At 66.0% G+C, this 20,963-nt stretch carries 22 protein-coding genes and 1 tRNA gene; 10 read left to right on the top strand and 13 right to left on the bottom strand.

The genetic code is table 11. The features are described from left to right. Positions 1-4: 4 nt before the first annotated feature. Together LVJ59_RS10970 and LVJ59_RS10965 are read right to left on the bottom strand one after the other, a co-directional pair. On the bottom strand, positions 5-460 hold the full coding sequence (locus tag LVJ59_RS10970) for an aminoacyl-tRNA deacylase (protein ID WP_047519772.1): 456 nt from the start codon (positions 458-460) through the stop codon (positions 5-7). Positions 461-516: 56 nt separating this feature from the next. Continuing rightward, positions 517-1,023: a hypothetical protein gene (locus LVJ59_RS10965; RefSeq protein ID WP_047519770.1), complete on the bottom strand. Its 507-nt coding sequence runs from the start codon at positions 1,021-1,023 to the stop codon at positions 517-519. A 144-nt stretch (positions 1,024-1,167) separates the two neighbouring features. On the opposite strand from LVJ59_RS10965, the gene LVJ59_RS10960 reads away from it, so the two are divergent. Together LVJ59_RS10960 and LVJ59_RS10955 are read left to right on the top strand one after the other, a co-directional pair. Beyond that, entirely contained in the window at positions 1,168-1,725 is a 558-nt protein-coding gene (locus tag LVJ59_RS10960) for a peptidylprolyl isomerase (protein WP_047519733.1), read from the top strand. A gap of 21 nt (positions 1,726-1,746) precedes the next feature. Further along, complete coding sequence (locus tag LVJ59_RS10955; RefSeq protein WP_131491636.1) at positions 1,747-2,640, top strand: rhomboid family intramembrane serine protease; 894 nt, start codon at positions 1,747-1,749, stop codon at positions 2,638-2,640. A gap of 289 nt (positions 2,641-2,929) precedes the next feature. Here the strand turns inward: LVJ59_RS10955 and LVJ59_RS10950 are convergent, their stop codons facing one another. Next, positions 2,930-3,169: a cell division protein CrgA gene (locus tag LVJ59_RS10950; protein ID WP_047522075.1), complete on the bottom strand. Its 240-nt coding sequence runs from the start codon at positions 3,167-3,169 to the stop codon at positions 2,930-2,932. A gap of 91 nt (positions 3,170-3,260) precedes the next feature. Here LVJ59_RS10950 and LVJ59_RS10945 point away from each other — a divergent pair, with 91 nt between their 5' ends. Genes LVJ59_RS10945 through LVJ59_RS10935 form a run of 3 tightly spaced genes read left to right on the top strand, consistent with a single transcriptional unit; the run spans position 3,261 to position 4,868 of the window. Further along, positions 3,261-4,055 (top strand): class E sortase, encoded by a 795-nt coding sequence (locus LVJ59_RS10945; protein ID WP_232763034.1) that lies wholly within the window; start codon positions 3,261-3,263, stop codon positions 4,053-4,055. A 28-nt stretch (positions 4,056-4,083) separates the two neighbouring features. Continuing rightward, positions 4,084-4,239: a hypothetical protein gene (locus tag LVJ59_RS10940; RefSeq protein WP_165875400.1), complete on the top strand. Its 156-nt coding sequence runs from the start codon at positions 4,084-4,086 to the stop codon at positions 4,237-4,239. Next, entirely contained in the window at positions 4,236-4,868 is a 633-nt protein-coding gene (locus LVJ59_RS10935; protein ID WP_232763033.1) for an aminodeoxychorismate/anthranilate synthase component II, read from the top strand. Before LVJ59_RS10940 ends, LVJ59_RS10935 begins: the two co-directional genes overlap by 4 nt. A gap of 29 nt (positions 4,869-4,897) precedes the next feature. On the opposite strand, the gene pknB is transcribed toward LVJ59_RS10935, so the two are convergent. Genes pknB through LVJ59_RS10900 form a run of 7 tightly spaced genes read right to left on the bottom strand, consistent with a single transcriptional unit; the run spans position 4,898 to position 13,743 of the window. Beyond that, complete coding sequence (gene pknB / locus LVJ59_RS10930; RefSeq protein ID WP_308191507.1) at positions 4,898-6,589, bottom strand: Stk1 family PASTA domain-containing Ser/Thr kinase; 1,692 nt, start codon at positions 6,587-6,589, stop codon at positions 4,898-4,900. A 44-nt stretch (positions 6,590-6,633) separates the two neighbouring features. Next, positions 6,634-8,364: a protein kinase gene (locus tag LVJ59_RS10925; protein WP_232763032.1), complete on the bottom strand. Its 1,731-nt coding sequence runs from the start codon at positions 8,362-8,364 to the stop codon at positions 6,634-6,636. Next, positions 8,361-9,815: a penicillin-binding transpeptidase domain-containing protein gene (locus LVJ59_RS10920; protein ID WP_232763031.1), complete on the bottom strand. Its 1,455-nt coding sequence runs from the start codon at positions 9,813-9,815 to the stop codon at positions 8,361-8,363. Before LVJ59_RS10920 ends, LVJ59_RS10925 begins: the two co-directional genes overlap by 4 nt. Next, complete coding sequence (locus LVJ59_RS10915) at positions 9,812-11,197, bottom strand: FtsW/RodA/SpoVE family cell cycle protein (RefSeq protein ID WP_047522058.1); 1,386 nt, start codon at positions 11,195-11,197, stop codon at positions 9,812-9,814. The genes LVJ59_RS10920 and LVJ59_RS10915 overlap by 4 nt, the downstream gene beginning before the upstream one ends. Further along, positions 11,194-12,498 carry a PP2C family serine/threonine-protein phosphatase gene (locus tag LVJ59_RS10910; RefSeq protein ID WP_232763030.1) on the bottom strand — a complete coding sequence of 435 codons (1,305 nt, stop codon included), beginning with the start codon at positions 12,496-12,498 and terminating at the stop codon, positions 11,194-11,196. Before LVJ59_RS10910 ends, LVJ59_RS10915 begins: the two co-directional genes overlap by 4 nt. A 7-nt stretch (positions 12,499-12,505) precedes the next feature. Next, the gene (locus LVJ59_RS10905; protein WP_232763029.1) at positions 12,506-13,021 is read right to left on the bottom strand and encodes an FHA domain-containing protein; all 516 of its coding nucleotides are present in this window, start codon (positions 13,019-13,021) and stop codon (positions 12,506-12,508) included. Beyond that, positions 13,018-13,743: a DUF3662 and FHA domain-containing protein gene (locus LVJ59_RS10900; protein ID WP_232763028.1), complete on the bottom strand. Its 726-nt coding sequence runs from the start codon at positions 13,741-13,743 to the stop codon at positions 13,018-13,020. Before LVJ59_RS10900 ends, LVJ59_RS10905 begins: the two co-directional genes overlap by 4 nt. Positions 13,744-13,888: 145 nt before the next feature. On the opposite strand from LVJ59_RS10900, the gene LVJ59_RS10895 reads away from it, so the two are divergent. Beyond that, a tRNA-Leu gene (locus tag LVJ59_RS10895) sits at positions 13,889-13,971 on the top strand. A gap of 52 nt (positions 13,972-14,023) precedes the next feature. Here LVJ59_RS10895 and LVJ59_RS18175 read toward each other — a convergent pair. Next, positions 14,024-14,464 carry an integrase core domain-containing protein gene (locus LVJ59_RS18175; protein WP_374199072.1) on the bottom strand — a complete coding sequence of 147 codons (441 nt, stop codon included), beginning with the start codon at positions 14,462-14,464 and terminating at the stop codon, positions 14,024-14,026. Between the two features lie 167 nt (positions 14,465-14,631). Here LVJ59_RS18175 and LVJ59_RS10885 point away from each other — a divergent pair, with 167 nt between their 5' ends. The 4 genes from LVJ59_RS10885 (at position 14,632) to LVJ59_RS10870 (ending at position 19,889) form a co-directional block, all read left to right on the top strand. After that, complete coding sequence (locus tag LVJ59_RS10885) at positions 14,632-18,243, top strand: RHS repeat domain-containing protein (protein ID WP_232763026.1); 3,612 nt, start codon at positions 14,632-14,634, stop codon at positions 18,241-18,243. Positions 18,244-18,421: 178 nt separating this feature from the next. Continuing rightward, positions 18,422-18,760 carry a hypothetical protein gene (locus LVJ59_RS10880; protein ID WP_232763025.1) on the top strand — a complete coding sequence of 113 codons (339 nt, stop codon included), beginning with the start codon at positions 18,422-18,424 and terminating at the stop codon, positions 18,758-18,760. A gap of 93 nt (positions 18,761-18,853) precedes the next feature. Further along, complete coding sequence (locus LVJ59_RS10875) at positions 18,854-19,360, top strand: hypothetical protein (RefSeq protein ID WP_232763024.1); 507 nt, start codon at positions 18,854-18,856, stop codon at positions 19,358-19,360. Positions 19,361-19,391: 31 nt separating this feature from the next. Then, entirely contained in the window at positions 19,392-19,889 is a 498-nt protein-coding gene (locus LVJ59_RS10870) for a hypothetical protein (RefSeq protein WP_232763023.1), read from the top strand. Positions 19,890-19,969: 80 nt separating this feature from the next. On the opposite strand, the gene LVJ59_RS10865 is transcribed toward LVJ59_RS10870, so the two are convergent. Then, positions 19,970-20,299 carry a GNAT family N-acetyltransferase gene (locus LVJ59_RS10865; protein ID WP_232763022.1) on the bottom strand — a complete coding sequence of 110 codons (330 nt, stop codon included), beginning with the start codon at positions 20,297-20,299 and terminating at the stop codon, positions 19,970-19,972. A 396-nt stretch (positions 20,300-20,695) separates the two neighbouring features. Then, complete coding sequence (locus LVJ59_RS10860) at positions 20,696-20,941, bottom strand: hypothetical protein (RefSeq protein WP_232763021.1); 246 nt, start codon at positions 20,939-20,941, stop codon at positions 20,696-20,698. Positions 20,942-20,963 lie beyond the last annotated feature (22 nt).

Below are 20,963 nucleotides of genomic sequence, written 5' to 3'. Positions count from 1 at the left end.
AGCGTCAGCGCTCTTCGGGGACGGAGATGTCGGCGACGGTCGCCCCGTATGCGGCGATGAGGTCGTCGGCTTCGACGAACAGGCTGAATCCGTGCGTCCCCGCGCCCATCGCGATGCGCTGTCCGACGATGGACTCGTCGGCGTAGATGGGCCAGTCGGTGGTGCTGCCGATCGGCACGATGGTGCCTCGTTCGTAGCCGGTCGCCGCGAGGGCGAGTTCTGGTTCCGGGAGCCGTAGTTTGTTGACTCCGACCAGCGCACGCAGCTTCGGCCACGAGATCGAACGTCCGCCCGGCACGAGGGCGAACAAGAAGGTATCGTCCGAGCGCTTCACCACGAGGGTCTTCACGATGCCGGACGCGGGGATGCCGAGCAGCTCCGCCGCCTCGAACAGGCTGCCGGCGGCCGGACGCTCGCGGATCTCGATGTCGAGACCGCGGGCTTGCGCGGCCTCACGCACCCGCGCATGCGGACCGCCTCCGCCACCGGAGGCGACGGAGGCGGGAGCCGAAGTGTTCACGCGTCGGGGGCTGCGAGCGGGTCGTCCGCGACCCAGAGCTCGTCATCGGCACGCAGCGTCTGCCATGCGGCGTAGAGGACACCGATGGCGGCAGCGGCACCGAGGACGATCGCGATGACCGATCCGAGGCCGGGGCCCGACTTCTGCTTCTTGCCGAAGGCGCCGCGCGGAGCGGGAGGCGTGACGCCGTAGCGCTTGGCGTTCGCGACGTCCCAGGCGGTCAGCGCGGAGCCGACGACTCCACCCACGATCGGGACGACCTTGTCGTCGACGACGTGCCGACCCATCTTGACGCCACGGTCGACGACCGGTGCGACACGACGGTTGTACGTGTCCTGGATGACAGGCACGACCTGCTCGCGATTGATGCTGCCGAGCTGACGGCCGGCTTCGCGTGCAACCTCGGCGGCGTGGCCGACGAGCACCTGCTGGTTCTCCCAGAGCTGGTTCGCGTCTTTCTGAAGACGACGCAGTTCCTTCTTCCGCTTGCGGCTGAGGCTCACGATGCTCTCCTGTCCATTGGAGTACGGGTTCCCCATCTTGCCACGAGAGCCTGGATGCCGGGCGGGAATCACCGGACCCTTGCGCCATCATCGGATCCGCGGTACACCGGGCGAACTCACCGGAAGCTCTGCGAGAATGGGGACATGGCTCACGCTTCCCACGTCGCAACCCTGCACACCAACCACGGTGACATCGTCATCAACCTCTTCGGCGACCACGCCCCCAAGACGGTCAAGAACTTCGTCGGCCTCGCCGACGGTACTCAGGAGTGGACCGATCCCGCCACCGGCAAGCCTGGCGAGGGTCCTCTCTACAAGGACGTCATCTTCCACCGCATCATCCCGAACTTCATGATCCAGGGCGGCGACCCGCTCGGACAGGGCGTCGGAGGCCCCGGCTACAACTTCGACGACGAGATCAACATGGAGCTCAACTTCAACGAGCCCTACATCCTCGCGATGGCCAACGCCGGCCTCCGCCGCAACGCCATCACCGGCAAGCCTGAGGGCACCAACGGCTCGCAGTTCTTCATCACCACCGACCCGACGCCGTGGCTGCAGGGCAAGCACACCATCTTCGGCGAGGTCGCCGATGACGCCTCCAAGGCTGTCGTCGACGCGATCGGCGCCGTGCAGACGGGCCCCGGCGACCGCCCGGTCGAGCCGGTCGTGCTGCAGTCGATCGACATCGTCGCGGCCTGACGACAGCTGCGGCCGATCCGGATGACCACGCCTGAGTTCACGAGCAATCGCGACAACTTCTGCTATCGCCATCCGGATCGGCAGAGCTTCGTGCTCTGCCAGCGGTGCATGCGCACCATCTGTCCCGAGTGCCAGACCCAGGCACCCGTCGGCGTCATCTGCCCGGAGTGCATGAACGCCGAGCGGAAGAACAGGACGCCCGCGCAAAAGAAGGCCGAACGTCGTTGGCGCGGTGGTCGGGGCGGTGCCCTGGCCGTGACCCGCGGCGGGCGACCCGTCGTCACCTACGCGCTGCTCGCCATCACGTCTTTCATCGGGCTGGTGCAGCTGATCCCCGGGTTCAAAGACCCGCTCATCCAGGCTCTGGGGTTCTTCGCCCCCTTCCTGTACCCGAATCTCTTCGCCGTGCCCTTCGAGCCCTGGCGTCTTCTCACCGTGCTGCTCGTGCACGGGAGCTTCATCCACCTGGCACTCAACATGCTCGCGCTGTGGATGCTGGGGCAGAGCCTCGAGCCCATGCTCGGCCGCACCCGCTACCTCGCCCTGTATCTGATCAGCGGCCTCGGGGGATCGGTTATGGTCGCCATCCTCGCGCCCGGTTCGTGGACGGTCGGAGCATCCGGGGCGATCTTCGGGCTCCTGGCGTCGCTGCTGATCATCGGTCGCCACATCGGCGCCAACGTGACGGGAATCCTCGTCATCCTCGGAATCAACTTCGCGTTCGGTCTCTTCGTCGGGGGAATCTCCTGGCAGGCGCACCTCGGCGGTGCCGTCGTCGGAGCGCTGGTCGCTCTGATCTACGTCAAGACGAAGCGTCGAGAGCAGCGGACCCTGCAGATCATCCTGCTGTCCGCGCTGGTCGTGCTGTTGATCGTGGTCGTGGCTTTCGTACCACCGCTGATCCTTTTGTCCTGATCCGAAGTTGTTAACAGGGTTGCTAACCCCTGTGAATAACACCGGTGTAATTCTCCCCAGGCTGTGGAGGGGGCTGTGGATAACTTTCGCTCTCGGTGACCTTGTGGGGTCGGGTCGGGGCGGGGTTGTTCCCTTCGCTCGCAGAACGGGTGCCCTCCCGCTTCGCGGGTCCCTCCCGATGCTCGCTCCGGGAACAACCCCGTCCCTCGCGGCACAGCTCGCCTTTCGCTCCGGACATGACGAAGGCCCCCTCGCGATGCGAGGGGGCCTTCGTCGAAAGTCGGGGGCGTCAGCGCCAGCGCGTGGTCATCAGGAAGCCGATGAGCGCGATGCCCAGACCGATCGCCAGGTTCCAGTTGTCGAGTCCCGGGATCGGGAACTGCATACCCGAGATGTAGAAGACCAGGATCCAGGCGAGACCGAGCAGCATGAAGCCGATCATCACCGGCTTGAACCAGACGGCGTTGGGAGCGGCTTCGCCTTCGGCGCGCTCGACGGCGGGTTCTTCGGTCTTGCGGTCACGTGCCATGCCGTCATTGTACCCGGGACACCCATGAGCTGCCGAGCCCACATCGCTCGATCACCGGCATGCGTTCAGCGATCCCGGATATGATCGCGCCATGACTGCTTCCGTCGTGCCTGGGGGGCGACGCCCGCGTCGCGCGAGACCACGTTCTCGCGCGACGTTCGCGAGTGTGCTCGGCGAGCTGCTGCTGACCGCAGGAGTCATCGTCCTGCTGTTCGTCGCCTGGCAGATGTGGATCGGCGACATCATCATCAGTGCGCAGAAGAACGAAGAGGGCGCGGAGATCTCGAGAGAGCTCGCGCAGGCCGAAGCCCCCGCGCTGCCCCCGGTCGTCGAGGCGGAGGACGGCACCACGACCTACGTTCCGCCGGTGCCGGCGGCGCCCGCCGACGCGGAGTGGTTCGGGCAGATGCACATCCCGCGATTCGGCGCCGACTACAACTTCGGAATCTACGGGGGCACGTCCCGTGCACGCACCCTCGACCAGAAGGGGATCGGCGTCTACACCGACTCCAAGATGCCGGGCGAGGTCGGCAACTTCTCGATGGCCGGGCACCGCACGACATGGGGCAAGCCCTTCAATCAGCTCGACAAGCTGCAATTGAACGATGCGATCGTCGTCGAGACGCCCGACGGCTGGTACACCTACCGCTTCCGGACGCTGGAGTACGTCAAGCCGACGCAGACCGACGTGCTCGCCGACGTGCCGCAGATGCCCGAGCAGCAGACCGGAGAGCAGTACATCACGCTCACCGCCTGTTCCCCGCTGTACTCGCTCGCCGAGCGCATCGTCGCCTACGGGGTGTTCGAGAGCTTCCAGCCTCGTGCCGAGGGGCCTCCCCAGGCTCTGACCGACCCGCCGCCTCCGCCGGCCGCACCGTCGGTGTGATCATGGACATCCTCGAGGGAGAAGACTGATGTACGCCGCACTCTGGCGCCTGCTGCCCGGCCCGTGGTGGCTGCGCGTGCTCATCCTGCTCGTCGTCATCGCCGCCGTCCTGTACGGCCTGTTCTGGTACGTCTTCCCGTGGGTGAGCCCGATCGTCGCCCCCGGCGAGGTCGACGTCGAATGACCCGAGTGCTCGTGGTCGACAACCACGACAGCTTCGTGCACACCCTCGTCGGCTATCTGCACGAGCTGGGGGCGGAGACCCTGATGGTCGAGTCCGATTCCCTGGACTCCGAGGCCCTCGAGTCGATGCTCCTCTCGCACGACGCCCTGCTGCTCTCGCCCGGACCCGGAGCGCCGGCCGATGCCGGGGCATCGATCGCCGCGGTCCGCATCGCCGCTCGGCTCGGAGTACCGACGCTCGGCGTGTGCCTGGGGCACCAGGCGATCGGCGAAGCCCTCGGCACGACGGTCAGTGCGGCGCCGGAGCTCATGCACGGGATGGTCTCGGCCGTCAGGCACGACGGATCCGCCTTGTTCGCCGGCATCCCCTCACCGTTCTCCGCCGGCCGCTATCACTCGTTGACGCTCGCGGAGGCCGACCTTCCTCCGGAGGTCACGGTCACCGCATGGACCGAGGACGGCACCGTGATGGGGCTCGCACATCGCGAGCTGCCGCTGTACGGCGTGCAGTTCCACCCCGAGAGCGTGCTGACAGAAGGCGGCTACCGGCTTCTGGCGAACTGGCTGGAGCTGTGCGGTGCGACGAACGCGGTCGCCCGATCGGAGCGCCTGCACCCGCTCTCACGCTGAGGTCGGCGCGCCGACGCCTCGGAACCCGATCAGCTGCCGCTGCAGTAACGCAGTTCGACGGTGGAGCCGACCGGGACATCGCCCGGAGCCGCCGACATCGAATTCACGGTCGTCGGTTCGGTGGCGGGGCACTCCGCGTCTTCCACCGCCACCGGGTTGAGACCGAGGTCGGTGAGGTTCGTCGTGGCGGCGTCGACGGTCCAGCCGACGACATCGGTCAGCGTGACCTTCCCGCTCGCCACGACCAGGTTCACCACTGTGCCCGGAGAAACTTCGGTCTCGGCCTTCTCGCTGGCGGAGATGACGGTGCCCTCGGCCAGGGCTTTGTCGTTGCGCTGGACCACGGTACCGAGTTCGAGGCCCGCCGCCGTCAACGCCTTCGTGGCGTCGTCCAATCCCATGCCCTCGATCTTCGGGACGGTGACCGTCTCGACGCCGGAGGACACGTGGAGGGTCACAGTGGTGCCCTCCTCCACCGAGACGCCGGCTTCGGGGTCGGTGCGGATGACGTTGCCTTCGCTGATCTCGGGACTCGACTCGATCACGATCTTCGAGGTCAGGTCGAGTTTCGCCAGCTCATCCTGTGCGCGCTCCGCGGAGACGTTCTCGAGGTTGGGGATGATGCGCGAAGTGCTGGGCACCTCGGGCGGTCGCATGCTGATCGTGACGACCCAGAACAGCACGGACGCCAGCAGCACCGCGAGGAGGGCGACCCCCGCCCAGATCCACGCCACCGGAGGGCCGGACTGGGTACGGGTCATCGTGGTGTCGGAGCTGAGCTGGCGCAGGGATCGAGCCGTCTCCTGTGCCTGTCGCGGGCTCGGGCCGTACAGCTCGCTGGTGAGCGCTCCGAGCTGCTTGCGCGTCGGTGCGTCTCCGGCGACGGCGGCGTCGAGGGCGGCGCGGAAGTGCGCGGCATCCGGGTAGCGCTGGTAGGGATCCTTCGCGAGGGCACGGAGGACGATCGGGTCGAGGGCGCCGGGGGCGTCTTCGTTCACCTCGGTCGGCGGGACCGGTGTCTCGCTGACGTGCTGGTAGGCGACCGCCACCGGCGACTCTCCGCGGAACGGCTGGCGTCCCGTGAGCAACTCGTACAGGACGACGCCGGTCGAGTAGAGGTCGGCACGCGCGTCGACGGGCTCGCCCTTGGCCTGCTCCGGCGAGAAGTAGGCGGCGGTCCCGATGATCTGGGTGGTCTCGGCCACGGTGGACGACGAGTCGGAGACGGCTCGGGCGATACCGAAGTCCATCACCTTGACCTGACCCTTGTCGGTCACCATCACATTGCCCGGCTTGATGTCGCGGTGGACGACTCCTGCTCGGTGCGAATAGTCCAGAGCTTCGAGGATGCCGTCGACGTAGCGGACCGCGTCCTCCACCGGCACGGGGCCGGCGGAGATGATGTCCTTGAGGAGGGTGCCCTTGACGAGTTCCATCACGATGTACGGCGGCTCGTCGGACGAGGAGTCGGTCGCGGACGGATCCCCGGCGTCGTACACGCGCACGATGGAGGGGTGGGACATCCTCGATGCCGCCTGCGCCTCCAGGCGGAAGCGTGTGCGGAACGTGGTGTCGCGGGCCAGCTCGGCGTCGAGGATCTTGATCGCGACCTCGCGCCCGAGGGTGAGGTCGTAGCCGCGGTAGACCTTGGCCATACCGCCATGCCCGATGAGCTCGTCGACGCGGTAACGTCCCGCGATGACTCGTGGCTCTGTGGACACGTACTACCCCCCTGGAAACGACTGCTACTGCGCTGAACTACAGATTACTCGGCGGAATCGCCGCCCTCATCACCGTCGCCCGGATCGGGTGCCGCGACGATCGGGACCGAGAGCGGGGGCGATGCGGCCGACGTGCGCTGGTCGCCGCCGGAGCACAACCCCTGGTACGTGACGATGAGCTGCTGGCCCACGGCGTCCGCGACCTTCACCTGGGTGTTGCGCTGCGTGGGCTGGAAGTTCGGCCCGCCCGACACGAACGTGCCGTTCTGGAGGGAGACCACGTAGCCCGAGAGCGTCGTGCCGCTGGGGCAGGTGAAGCCGGTGCCCCAGGCGATCGTCACGGTGCTGCCGGCGATCGGATCACCGGTGATGGTGGGAGCGTCGGTCGGGGTCGGCAGGGCGGCGCGACCGGCGTAGATCGTGAGCGTGATCGGCTGCGTGGTCTCGACGTTCCCCCGGGGGGAGACGTCGTAGACCTTGCCGACCTCGGCGTCGGTGGGAGCCGCGTCGCCTTCCGGGCAGGTGACCTTGTCGAAACCGGCCTCGGTGAGCGTGGACGTCGCCGTCGCGCAGTCCATGCCGACGAGGTTCAGTGCGGTCACGTTGACGCGCGTCACCTCGGGCGTCGGAGACTCCGACGGCGTGTTCGGCGGGGTGGAGCTCTGCGTCGGTGAGCCCGTGGGATCCGCCTCGCCCTGCTGATTCGCCAGCATCGCCCACACCGTGCCGCCGAGGACGATCACCAGCAGCGCGATCAGCGCGATCAGCGGCCAGGTCCAGGGGCTGCGCTTCTTCTTCTCCTCCTCCGCGGCTTCCTCGGTGGGGAGCTGAGCGGTGGTGGGAAGGATGCGGGTGGTGCCGTCGTCGCCGGAAGCCGTCAGCATCCGGGTGGCGTCGTCGTCTCCGGCGATGCCACCGGTCGCGATGGCCGGGACGGCGATCGCGGCGGAGTTCAGGTCACCGCGACGCAGCGCCTGGGCAGCACGCGCCACCGTCGCGGAGGAGGACGGGCGGTCGCTGGGCTTCTTGGCGATCATCGCCATGACCAGGTTCTGCACCGGGATCGGAACGGTCGGCGGCAACGGCGGAGGCTGCTCGTTGATCTGCGCCATGGCGATCGCCACCTGCGACTCACCCGTGAACGGACGCTTGCCCGCCAGGCACTCGTAGGCGACGATACCCAGTGAATAGGTGTCGGTCGCCGGAGAGGCCGGGTGACCCGACGCCTGCTCGGGCGACAGGTACTGCACGGTGCCCATGACCTGGCCCGTCGCGGTGAGCGGGACCTGGTCGGCGATGCGCGCGATGCCGAAGTCGGTGATCTTGACGCGGCCGTCGGGCGTGATGAGCAGGTTTCCCGGCTTGATGTCACGGTGCACGAGGCCGGCCGCGTGGGCCGCCTGCAGAGCGGATGCCGTCTGGGCGACGATGTCGAGCGTCTTGTCGGCACTCAGCGCGCCGTCGCGTTCGAGCACGGTCGAGAGCGCCTCGCCGGGCACGAGCTCCATGACGAGGTAGGCGCTGCCGTTCTCCTCGCCGTAGTCGAAGACGCTGGCGATTCCCTCGTGGTTGACAAGGGCGGCATGCCGAGCCTCAGCGCGGAAGCGCTCGAGGAACCCGGGGTCCCCCATGTACTCGTCCTTGAGGATCTTGATGGCGACGGTACGTCCGATGACGTGATCCGTCGCTTCCCACACCTCGCCCATGCCACCGATCGCGATACGCGACTGCAGCTCGTAACGACCACCGAACGACACACCCTGCGTCGGCCTCATCTGCCCAGCACCGCCTCTATGACCTTCTTCGCAATCGGAGCGGCGATGGTGTCGCCACTTCCTGATTGTCCCTGTCCGCCGCCGTCTTCGACGACGACCGCTACTGCGACCGCGGGGTCGTTCGCCGGTGCGAAACCGGTGAACCACAACGTGTGCGGCCTGTTTCCGTTCTCTGCGGTGCCCGTCTTACCGGCCACGTCGATCCCGTCTATTCTTGCACCCTGGGCCGCGCCCGTAGCGACGCTCGCGACCATCGCTGCGGTGACGTCGTTCGCCACGTCGGCATCCATCGCCTGGCCGAACTCGCTGTTCTCGAAAGCCTTGATGACCGAGAGGTCGTTACCGATGACGGCATCCACCATCCGCGGGTTCATCACGACACCATCGTTGGCGAGGCCGGCCGAGACCATCGCCATCTGGAGCGGCGTCGCGGTGACCTGGCCCTGGCCGAATCCGGTCAGTGCGGTCTGCGCGTCGTCGAGCGCCCGCGGGTAGCTCGACGGCGTCGACTCCAGCGGTGTCTCGAAGGACTTGTTGAACCCGAGCTTCTCCGCCATCTCGCGGATCGTGTCGTCGCCGAGCTCGACCGCGAGTTCCGCCATCGGGATGTTGCAGCTGAGTCGGATCGCCTCTGCGATCGTGACCGTCGTCCCCGGGCCGCACTTTCCGCCCCACGCGTTGGACACCCGGTTCGAGGATCCGGGGAGCGTGTAGGACACGGGGTTGGGGAGGGTCGAGGTCGGGGTCCAGTCCCCGCTCGCGTAGGCCGCCGCGGCGACGACGACCTTGAACGTCGAGCCGGGAGGGTTGAGGTCGCCCGCGATGGCCCGGTTCGACAACGGCTTCGACGGGTCCGCCTTGAGCTGCTCGTACGTGGCGTTCGCCGAGTCCGCATCATGGGTCGCCATCAGGTTGGTGTCGAACCCCGGGCTCGAGACCATCGCGAGGATCCGGCCGGTCTTCGGCTCGATCGCGACGACGGCACCCTGGAGATCGCCCAGTGCGTCGAAAGCGGCCTTCTGCGCCGCCGTGTTCAGCGACAGTTCCACGCTGTAGCCGCGCTGCGGCTGGCCCGAGAGGATGCGCTCGACCTCACCGAGGAATGCGTTCGCCCCGGTGCCGGAGAGGTCGGCGTTCATCGCCTGCTCGATGCCCGTTCGTGAATCGAGTGCCGCATTGAAGTAGCCGGTCACCGGCTCCCACATCGGCGCATCCGTGTAGACCCGCTGGAATTGGTACTGGTCGTCGCTGGGCACCGAGTTGGCGATGGTGGCACCGTCGACGATGATCGCGCCCCGCTGGATCTCGTAGCTGTCGAGCCGGGTGCGTTTGTTGTGGCTGTTCTGAGCGAGGCTGTCGGCCTCGACGACCTGGATCCAACTCGTCGCGGCGAACAGCGCGACGAACATGAACAGCATCAGGATGCTGAGTCGGCGCAATTCCTTGGTCATCCGATCACCACCCTCGGCTGGCGGCGGACGCCGTCGGAGATGCGCAGCAACAGCGCGACGATGAGCCAGTTGGCCACGAGCGAGGATCCGCCCGCGGCGAGGAACGGCGTGGTGAGGCCGGTCAGCGGGATGAGCCGGGTGACGCCGCCGACCATGATGAACACCTGCAGCGCGATCGTGAACGACAACCCGGTGGCGAGCAGCTTGCCGAAGTCGTCCTGGCCGGCGAGGCCGATGCGCATGCCCCGACTGACGAACACCATGTACAGGCAGAGGATCGCGAACAGCCCGATCAGGCCGAGCTCTTCACCCAGGCTGGTGATGATGTAGTCGCTGTGGGCGAGCGGAGTGACCTCGGGGCGTCCCTGCCCCCATCCGGTGCCGATGAGTCCACCGCGCGCGAGACCGAACAGGCCCTGCATCGGCTGGTAGCCGGCGCCGTCCGGGTCGACGCGGCCGGCATCGAAGAGGAACAGCCAGTTGGTGAAGCGGCCCTGGACGTAGCTGAGGATCTGCGTCGCGAGTGCGACGCCCGCGACCACCAGGCCGAGGCCGATGAGCACCCAGCTCGTCTTGCCGGTCGCGACGTAGAGCATCGCGACGAACATCCCGAAGATCAGGGTTCCGGTGCCGAGGTCCCGCTGGAAGACGATGATGCCGAGCGAGATCAGCCAGACCACCAGGACCGGCCCGAGCTCGCGCATGCGGGGCCAGGTGATGCCGAGGACCCGCTTGCCGACCGAGGTCAGACTCTCGCGAGTGCGCACCAGGTACCCGGCGAAGAAGATCGCCAGGCAGATCTTGGCGAGCTCTCCGGGCTGGAAGGCGAAGATGCCGCCGAGCGAGACCCACACGGCCGCGTTGGCATCGGCGATCCGCAGCCCCGGGACGAACGGCAGCAGCAGGAGGAGGATTCCGGCCAGACCGAAGATGTACGTGTACCGGAACAGGATCCGGTAGTTGCGCAGCAGGATCACGACCGCGATCGCGCCGGCGAGTGAGATCGCCGTCCACGCGAGCTGCTTGGTGGAGTAGGCGTCCCAGCCGGTGTTCTTGAACGCGATGTCGATCCGGTAGATCATCGCGATGCCGAGGCCGGTGAGGAGCGTGGCGATCGGGACCACGAACGGGTCGGCGTCCGAGGCCACGAAACGCAGCACGATGTGGAGCGCGAAGGCGAGGGCGGCGAGGCCACCGCCGATCGCGAGGATCATCGGGTCGATCACACCCAGGGCGCCCAGTTGCACGAGCGTCAGGGCGCCGCCGCTGATCGCGCAGGCGAAGAGCAGCAGCCAGAACTCGCGATTGCGTTGCGTCTGGGGCATGCGGAGGCGCTTGAGGGCCTTGATGACGGTGGTGTCCGCCTGGACGTCGGTGCTCATCCCTCACCTCCGGCGGGCGTCTCGCTCGGTGTGGGCATCGGTGTGGGCAGAGGGGTCTGCTGGATGACGTTCGCTTCGGCGCCCGTGCGGAGGCGGTCGACGATCGCCATGGCGTCGGACAGGGAGCGGGCGGTGATGGTGCGCTCGACCGAGGCGCGCTGGTAGGGCGGGAGGTCGGCGAGGAGGATGTCCGTGTCTTCGATCGGTGTCGACAGGGTGATCGGGCCGATGTTCTGCTGCACGCCCTGGAAGATCACGACGCTGTCTTCGTCGGCGCCGATGAAGTAGCGCGTCTGCGTCCAGCTGTAGGCCGCGAACGCAGCGAAGGCGAGCATCGCGACGACCAGCAGCGCGGCCGCGATCCATCCGACACGTCGACGTTTCGCGCGCCGACGGTCTTCTTCGATGAGTTCCTCGAGGTACTCCGGGGCCGGTTCGAAGTGGCTGGGCTCGTTCGCGGCCTGGCGCACCGGGTGCAGCCAGTTGCTGCGCGGAGGGCGTACCGGAGGCACATAGACGCCGTCGGGGTTCGACGCCGAGCCGACGATCGTGGGCGTGCCCGAGTGGATCGGATGCTGTCCGCCCACGTCGACCAGCACGATCGTGACGTTGTCGGGCGCGCCTCCGTCGAGGGCCTGCTTGAGGAGGTTGTCTGCGGTGCGACCGGGCGCGAGGCCGAGCTGCATCGCCTTGAGGATGTGGGGTTCGTCGACCACGCCGGAGAGTCCGTCGGAGCAGAGCAGCCAGCGGTCACCGGGCTGCGTGTGCATGACGAACATGTCGAGCTCGGGATCGGAGTCCATGTCGCTGAGCACCCGCATGAGGACCGAGCGACGCGGGTGGTAGCGCGCCTCCTCCGGGGTGATGCGGCCCGAGTCGACGAGGCGCTGCACGAACGTGTGGTCTGCGGTGATCTGCGTGAGTGCGTCGTCGCGGTACAGATAGATGCGGGAGTCGCCGATGTGGCCGATGACCGCGTACTCGTCGACCATGATGATTGCGCTGAGGGTCGTGCCGAGGCCGGCCAGTTCCGGACGATCCTTCGCGGCGCGGATCAGGTCGCCTGCCGCGGTGGTCGCAGCGGCCTGCAGCGAGGCCTGGGCGTCCTCGGCCGACTCGTACGGCTGGTCGAGGGGCTCCAGGCGTTGGATCGCGATGCTCGAGGCGACGTCTCCGCCCGCGTGGCCGCCCATGCCGTCGGCGACGACGAACAGGTTCGCCCCGGAGTATCCGGAGTCCTGGTTGTTGGAGCGGACCTTCCCGGTGTGGGAGATCGCGACGCTCGAGCCTTCGAAGACCATGCCGGCGTCAGGCTCGCAGCTCGAAGGTCGTGGCGCCCACCTTGATGGGTGTGCCGAGCGAGAGGGCGACGGGCGATCCGCTCACGCGCTGGCCCGCGACGTAGGTGCCGTTGGTGGAGTCGAGGTCCTGGATCGCCCAGGCGTCGCCGCGGAGCATGAGCCGGGCGTGGTGGCTGGACGTGTAGTCGTCGCGGATCACCAGGGCGGATTCGCTGGAACGACCGATCGTGAGGGAGTCGGCGCTCAGCGGAAGCTCGAGGCCCGCCTTCGGTCCTGAGGTGATCACGAGGCGCTTGGCCGTCGCGACCGTGGCGGGACCGGTCGAGGCCCGCGACGATGCCGGCTTCGACGTGGGTGCGGGTGTCGGTGCGGGGGCGGATGCTCCCGCGGTCGCCTCGGCCGGGAGCTTGCGCACGCGCACCCCGAACAGGTCGGCCCGGAGCGAGTACACGACCCCGAACACGAAGAACCACATCAGGACCAGGAACCCGATGCGGAGGAGAAGGAGGATCAGTTCACTCAACCGAGGGCTCCGAACGCTCGGGTGGCGTCGTCACCGCGAGGCGCAGGGCGCGACGGGGCGGCCACGGGGACGATGCGGAACACCAGGTCGGTGCGTCCGATCGTGATGGTGGTGTCGGTGGGGAGGGCGGCCTCGCGCAGCTTCTGGCCGTTGACCTTCGTGCCGTTGGTGGACCCGAGGTCGCGCATCATGGCGCGCTCGCCGTCCCACAGGATCTCGACGTGCTTACGGCTCGACCCGGCATCCGCGATGGTGATGTCGGCATCCGAGCCGCGACCGATGACCGTCCGGGCGCGGGTGATCGCGTGGCGGCGACCATCGACGTCGATCACGGCCTGCCAGCTGACGCGTCCCTCGACCGAACCCGAGTTCACGCGCACGGTACCGGTGGCGACCTTCTCGTCGGCTTCGAGGTTGATCGCGAGCGGCCCGGCGAAGCTGTAACCCTGCGAGGTGGCGTGCTTGGTCAGCAGCGCGAGCAGCTCATCGGTCAGGGCGCCGCCGAGCCCGCGCATCCGCTCCGCATCGTCCGCGCTCAGGCGCACGACGTAGCTGTTGGGCGCGATGATGCGATCGCGGCTCACGACAGCCGCCTTCGTATCGGCTTCGCGCCGCAGCGCAGAAGCGATCTCCACGGGCTGAATGCCGCTGCGGAAGGTCTTCGCGAACGCGCTGTTCACTGCGCGCTCGAGACCCTTCTCAAAGCTGTCAAGTAGTCCCACTGGGCTCCTCTGGCATGCCGACCGGTAGGGACATCGTAGCCAGGTGTCCTGGGGGAACGCCGCCGATCCGCCTTCCGGGGTGTGCAACAGGGGGTGAAATCGCGTGATATCCTCGGGAAGTTGAGTTCTTCGGAACGAGACACTCGCGCGAGTGGCGGAATGGTAGACGCGCTGGCTTCAGGTGCCAGTGTCCGTAAGGACGTGGGGGTTCAAGTCCCCCCTCGCGCACAGTGCGATGTCTCAGGACATCGTGAACGGCTGAACCCCCGGTTTCGGGGGTTCAGCCGTTTTTGCGTTGGTAGTTCTTGGTGGGGTTGAGGGTGAATTCTGCGAGGAGTTCGCCGGTGTCGAGGGTGATGCCGGTGTCGAGGGTGATGATGGTGGCGTCGTCGTTGTGGACGAGGCAGATGATCTCGGTGCGGGTGTGGGCGCGTCCGATGCCGAGGCGGAGGAGTCTGCCGTGGTGGCGGAGGGTGATTTTGCCGTCGTTGTCGATGGTGTCGTAGCGAACGCGCCAGATGTTCGGGTCGTTGGTGGGTGTGGGGGCGGCTTTCGGGATGAGTTGGTAGGCGAACGCGGGTGTTCTCCGTCCGAGTGCGCGGTGGGGGCGGGTGTGGTTGTAGTAGTCGCGGAACCGGTCGAGGGTGGTTTGGAGTTCGGTCAGTGAGGTGGCCGGGTGTGCGTCGAGGTGCTTCTTCAGTGTCTGCCAGAAGCGTTCGATTTTGCCTTGGGTGGTGGGTTTGAACGGTTTGCCGTTCTTCTGGGTGATGCCGAGGGTGGCGAGGAGGGTTTCGAAGGCGTTGCCGGCGCCGTCACCGCGGCCTTTTCCGCCGCGGGCGAGGCGGGGCGTCCGCCATCACATCGAACGACGGAAGCCGCAACGCGCGGATGACGAATGTGCAGAAGACGGTCACCACCGAACCGGTCTCCACAGGTGGCAACCGCACCCTCGAAACTCGCACGACCTTCGACAACACGTACGGGTACCCGCTGACCGTCTCAACCATCCCGTCTGACGCACCCGGCACATGTACGACCACGACCTACGCCGCCGCTAACACCACGAAGTGGCTGCTCGGGCTGCCCAGCCAGGTCCGCTCTGTCGCGAAGACGTGCGCCGACGCTAGCTCGGCTCAGTTCCCACAGGACTTGATAACTGACGAGAAGACAACGTACGACGGTGCCGCGTGGGGAACTGCGGCCAGCCGTGGCCTGCCCACCAACACGCAGAAGGTGGACCGTTACGACAATGGCCAGCCTCACTGGGCTATAACCGGCACCGTCACCTATGACGCCCTCGGGCGCCCGCTGGTGACAACGGACGCTCTCGGTCGCACGAACACGACTGCATACACGCCGGCAGCCAAGACGCCCATGCTCAGCACCGTCGAGACGAACACGGCCCCGTTCTCGTGGAACACGACCACCACCTACGAACCGACAACCGGGGCGAAGACCTCCATCGTCGACCCCAACGGCTCCACTACGACCATCACGGTCGACGCGCTAGGTCGTACCAGCAGGGTGTGGTTGCCGCTGCAAACGGGTGCATCCACGCCGTCTCTCTCGTTCACGTACACGCTGTCACAGACTGCGCCGAACGCGATTAAGACTGACACCCTCACCGGTGGCGGCATTGTCACAAAGTACGAGCTATTCGACGGTCTCGCACGCCCCACCCAGACCCAATCCGCAGCTTCGGGTGGCGGCTCGGTAATCAAGACCACGAACTACGACCATCAAGGCCGCGAGTACTTCGTCGACAACGACTACTGGACCGATTCCATCACGCCCGGCACCGCGTTTTTCACTCCGACCAGTGAGAACAACATCCCGTCGCAGGTCATCACGACCTATGACGCCGTTGGTCGCGCGCTGACGTCGAAGCTCAACAACGTGGGAAGTCTGCACTCTCAGACCGTCAACACGTACTCCGGTGCCGACCGGGTTGACACCTTTCCGCCGGCGGGCGGAACTGCGACCAGCACCTTCACCAACTCGCTGGGGCAGAAGACGAAACTTGTGCAGTACCTCTCCGGTGCGATCTCCGGAACCGGACAGGCAACCACCTACACATACGATGGCGCAGGACACATGGAGAGCATGACCGACCCAGCCGGCAACGAATGGGCCTGGACATACGATCTGCTCGGCAACCGGATCGAGCAAGACGATGCGGATTCGGGAGTGTCCACAGCGACGTACGACCTTGTCGGCAACATGACATCGACGATCGACGCCCGCGGAGTCACCGTCACCACGACGTACGACGAGCTCAATCGAAAGACGGCCACGTACGCCGGGACCGCATCGGGCTCGAAGCTCGCCTCATGGACCTACGACACCGTTAGTAAAGGACTCGTCACCACCACGTCCTCGTACACCGATTCCACACCTGGAACACCGGGCAAGGCCTACACGACGACAGTCGGGGCCTACGACGCCGCCGGCAATCCGCTCAACACGAATCTGTCGATCCCTGCAGGGGCACCCGCCTTCGCGGGTACTAGTTACAAGACCGATTTCTACTACTTCCCCGACTCGACTCTTCAGGCGAAGACCGTGCCGGCAATGGGCGGACTCCCTTCAGAGGTTATCCGCTACAGCTATACCTCTCTGGGTCAGCTCAGCGGCGTTCGTGGCTCGTCCATCGTGCTCGCAAATACGGTGTACTCGCCCGTCGGTCAGCTGACGCAGTTCAATAGGCTCAACGGCAGCAACAGCGGCTACTCCACCTACGGCTATGACCAGGCGACTGGCCAGGTCATGGCAATCAAGGACAACGCGGTGTTCGGAGGCACCGGACACTACGTCGCGGACCGCACCTACACGCGTGACAAGGCGGGCAACGTGACCTCTTCCACGATTGACTCCCTGCTGCCGACGACGGCCACACAGAAGACCTGCTACACCTACGACGGGCTCCGTCAACTCACGCGAGCATGGACACCGAACGCGTCCACAGCCTGCGATGCCGCTCCGATGGCAACGAAGATGGGCGGCCTGGCTCCGATGTGGATCGACTACGCCTACGACACTCAGACCGGAAACCGGACCGGCGTCACGACACACTCGAGCACAGGTTCGGTCTCCACGGCTTCGTACACGTACCCGGCAGCTGGAGCCGCTCGGCCACACGCGGTCACGGGGGTCACCGGGCCTGCCAGCTTCAACCCGGGCACCTACGGGTACGACGATGCCGGGAACATGACCACACGGCCTGGCCAGCAGGCGACGTTCAGCGAGGTCGGCAAGGTCAGCAAGGTCGCCACCGGCAGCGCCACGCAGACGAACATCTATCACGCAGACGGGTCGCTGCTGCTGCGCGTGAGCAGTACTGAGGGCGCTTCGCTCACCGTCGGGGACACGGTTCTGTCTCAAGCTGTCGGTTCAAGTGTGGTCGCCGGCTACCGGACCTATTCTGGTGCGGAGGGCAAGCCCATCGCCCAGCGCTCAGCGAAGACCGGAACCACAGGGACCACCATGACCTGGTTGTTCACCAACCTGGAGGGCAGCGTGGACACGCAGACCGTCGCCAACACCGGCGTCACCGAGCGCAACTACCGTGATCCCTACGGTGCTCCCATCACGATGGCGGGCGGTATGTGGGCGGATGGAAACGGCTACATGAACAAGCCGGTCACTGCGTCTTCGGCGCTCACTACGGTCGGGGCACGCACCTACGACCCGGTGCTCGGCAAGTTCCTCTCGGTCGACCCTGTCATCGACGCGAACCTTCCGCAGCAGAACACGGGGTACACGTACTCCGCAAACAACCCAGTCACACTGTCCGACCCCAGTGGCTTGAGGCCGATGATCACAGACGACCACGGAAACTGGATCCGTCCACCTGCCGCGCAGAAACCCGCTAGAACGGTCACGACGACAGGCACCGGGTGTAAGTGGGGGTCTCCAGATTGTCGTGGAGCGTCCTCGCCGTTGGCTAAAGACGGAATCATCAACGGGCAAGTCGATCCCTGCCGAGCCTTCAATCCCCGCGTTTGTGAGGCAAGGGACGATCTCGTTCGGCCTGGGCTGAGGATTTACGCGTGGTTCGGTACTCTCATGACCGATTTCATGGGGCAGAACAAGGGCCTCCGAGACATTGCCAATCTCCCAGCTTCCTCGGTGGCCTATTGGAGTGCAGTGCTAGCCGGAGGGAAGTGCGGGTACAGCGACACTGCCGCACTCCTCGTCTGCTCGGGTAGCAAGATCCCAGCTCGTGGTGGGACGACACTAGGGAGCGTTTTCCTCGTGACCGGTGGTGAGGCAGCGCTCGAGTCTGTGCTGGATGGCGAAGCAGATGATGAAGCGACGCTCGCACATGAAAGTCGGCACGCATCCCAATGGGCGGGCTACGGGAACCTTTCGTTCGCGCTGGCTTATTCTGGCGAAATGCTTTTCTCCCAGATCACGACGGGAGACGTAGCGTGTGGGAACTTCTTCGAACATGATGCAGGGATGCTAGAGGGTGGCTATAGTGCATATTGCGGTGGCTAGGCGTAAAGCGGGGCGCGTACTCGTTGTCCCGGTTGGTCTCGTCGTCCTGTTGGTCGGATTAACTTCGTGTGGACTGGTGCCGTCGCGGCCAGACTTATCCGGACCAGTGTCATTAACGGTTGTTGATGATTCGCTCGCATTCGTGCAGTGTGTTGAAGCAGATCTAGACGTATACGCAGTGAATCTGACAATCCATGATGAAACGGTGTCCGACGGCGAAACTTGGCGTCTGATCTCGGCCGACTCAGGTGGCACCCCCGCTGCGACCATACCTGCGAAGCAGCCGGTCACTGCGGAAACGCTGGAAGGCGAGTTCCACCGAACAAATGAGGAGCGTGTTAAGGTTTCCACGCTCAAGGGTGAACTTTCGGTGTTTCTAAAGATCGCCGGAGAGCAAGAGCGGGTGGAGCAGAGCTTCCCGTCTGTGCAGGTAAGTGACCTGGTGCCCGGTGCCTATGTTTATTCCTCGGGCGAGGTTTCCGATGATCCATGCGGTATGCCGGGAGCTTTCCAGTAGCGCAGTCGTGATGCCCTCGCGCGCGAGGGGAGGTTGACAGAGAGGACGCCGATGATGGACTCCTCACCTGAACACCCCCGCGAAAGCTGGACCATGGTCTCGGAATCCGCCCCCACCGCGGCGCTCCTCGGGTGCATCCTTGTCTCCGTGCACCTTGTGCTCGGCGGAACAGCGTCTCTCGCGCTTTCCGGGATCAACCCGTTGGCGGCGTGGCCATACATTGTCGGGTTCGCGCTCGCGGCGGCAGGTACCTTGCTCAGCGCGTCGCAGCCTCGCACGTCGAAAAGCCATGCCGTTATCACCGTGAGCGCGGGTGTGCTGGGCGTGTTGACGTTGCCCGTCGCATGGTTGTACTTCGGTTTCGCAGGAATCGGGGTGGAGACGGACGCACAAGTGGCAGGGCTCCTGGCAGCGTTCATCGCCGCTGTGGTTCCGCTCGTGATGGTTTTCGCCGGTGGCCGCGTCTCGTGGCGGAACGCGGAATGGACGCGTCGGACCCTATTGCGGCTGACGACGGTGCTCGTTCTCGTCGCGGTCGCGGTAAGCATCGGGTGCATAGTCTTGGCGCGAGTCTTGGTCTCTGGCTCCGGAGCAAGTTGATGGTGGCAGAGGGGAATGAGGGCACTGTTTGATGAGCGTGAGTGAACTCCGGCCACATCCACAGCTCTCGAATGCGGAGCATGTTCTCACCGCGGGGGCGACCGTCGCCATCTTTGCGGGCGTGATCAGCCTCGTCAGCTGGGCGGCGGCCGGGGCCCCGTTGACCGCCTACTCGTCGGCAGCGACTGCGGCTATGTCCGCGTTCGCTGCCGGAGCAGGCATACGAGCATTGGGTGGGCTGATCACGCGATTTTCGCGTCGCGTCGCGGTCATTCTGCTCGGTGATGTGGGAGCGATCCTCATCGGCGCAGCGGTCGTGCTGGCGGTGGGCGCCATCCACGATTCGTCGGGATCCGGGCTGCTCACGGTCGTCACGACACTCGGTTTCCTCCTGCCGGCCGTCGTCGTTCTGTCGCCGGTCGTGACGCTTCTGGCCCGGAACGCAGCTGCTCGCCGTGTTCTGTTCACACTGGCGGCATTGCTCTTCCTCGTCGCCTTGACGGGGTACGGTGCTTCGTTCTGGCGCTAGAGGTCACCGCGGTCTGGCGTACGCGCTCCAGATCCCCGCAACCCGCGGAACGTCAGCAGGTTGCAACGGGCGACGAGGTCTCAGGCGAGCGGGCCCTCGAGCACGGTCAGCACATCCGCCTCCTCGAAGCCGAAGGAGCGATTGAGTGCGAGCATCGGTGTGTTCGTCGGCTCGGTGTAGGTCTGCAGGATCCGTGATCCGGCGCTTTCCGGAAGGCTCATGAGCAGACGGGCGTTGGCGACTTTCAACGCGCGTCCGACGCCGCGACCGCGAACCCGCTCTTCGACGAAGGTGTCGTCCTGATGCACGATCTCGGGATCAGAGCGGGAGAGCAGGATCTCCGTGTACCCGACGGCTTCCTCGCCCGCACGCGCCAGACTCCGCACCAGGATGTATCCCTGTTCGGACATACGTTGCTCGTTGCGGCGGACGGCTTGGACATCAGGGCGCATCGTCGAGCGGGTGAGAGTGCCCATCGGCACCTCGTCCGACATGCGTGATCGGAGTCGCGCCCACCCTTCGAGCAACTCATCGGGACAGGGCCCGGACCACGAGCGGATGTCGATGTCGTCAGGACGTTCGTCCTGTTCGGCAAGTGTTCCCTCGGATATCGGAAGGCCGACGATCTGCCGGCTTTCGCGGCTGCCGGCCCTCAGTCCAGCGGACAAGGCGAAAGAGACTCCGTCATCGGAATACGTCTCGGCGCGGATCACCGTGGCCGAGGATCGCAGCGCTTCGCTCACGGCGCGAAGCAGTGCCCGGCCGACCCCGCGCCGCCGGCGGTCATCGCGGACAGCGATCTCGACCTAGGCGGGATCGCCAGGGTGCACGTGCGCTTCGGCCGCGCCGACCGCGACCCCGTCGATGCCTGCGAGCAACAGCACCGATCGGCGGGTCGGATGCGGGTTCTGGAACTGCAGTCGCGTCGCATCGTCACTGCGGGACCACACGTGCCGACGGCCGCTCGCGTAGCCTTCGCGCAGGAGAGCGTTCCATCGGAGGAGTCGAGCGTCGTCCTGCGGATCGACCACTTCGATCTTCACTTCACCCACAGCCACCTCGTGTCGCTGACCC

The sequence above is a fragment of the Microbacterium sp. KKR3/1 genome (assembly GCF_021272365.1).
GTDB lineage: Bacteria > Actinomycetota > Actinomycetes > Actinomycetales > Microbacteriaceae > Microbacterium > Microbacterium aurugineum.
The sequence above is the reverse complement of the archived record's forward strand: the minus strand, read 5'-3'. Positions and strand labels throughout refer to the sequence as shown.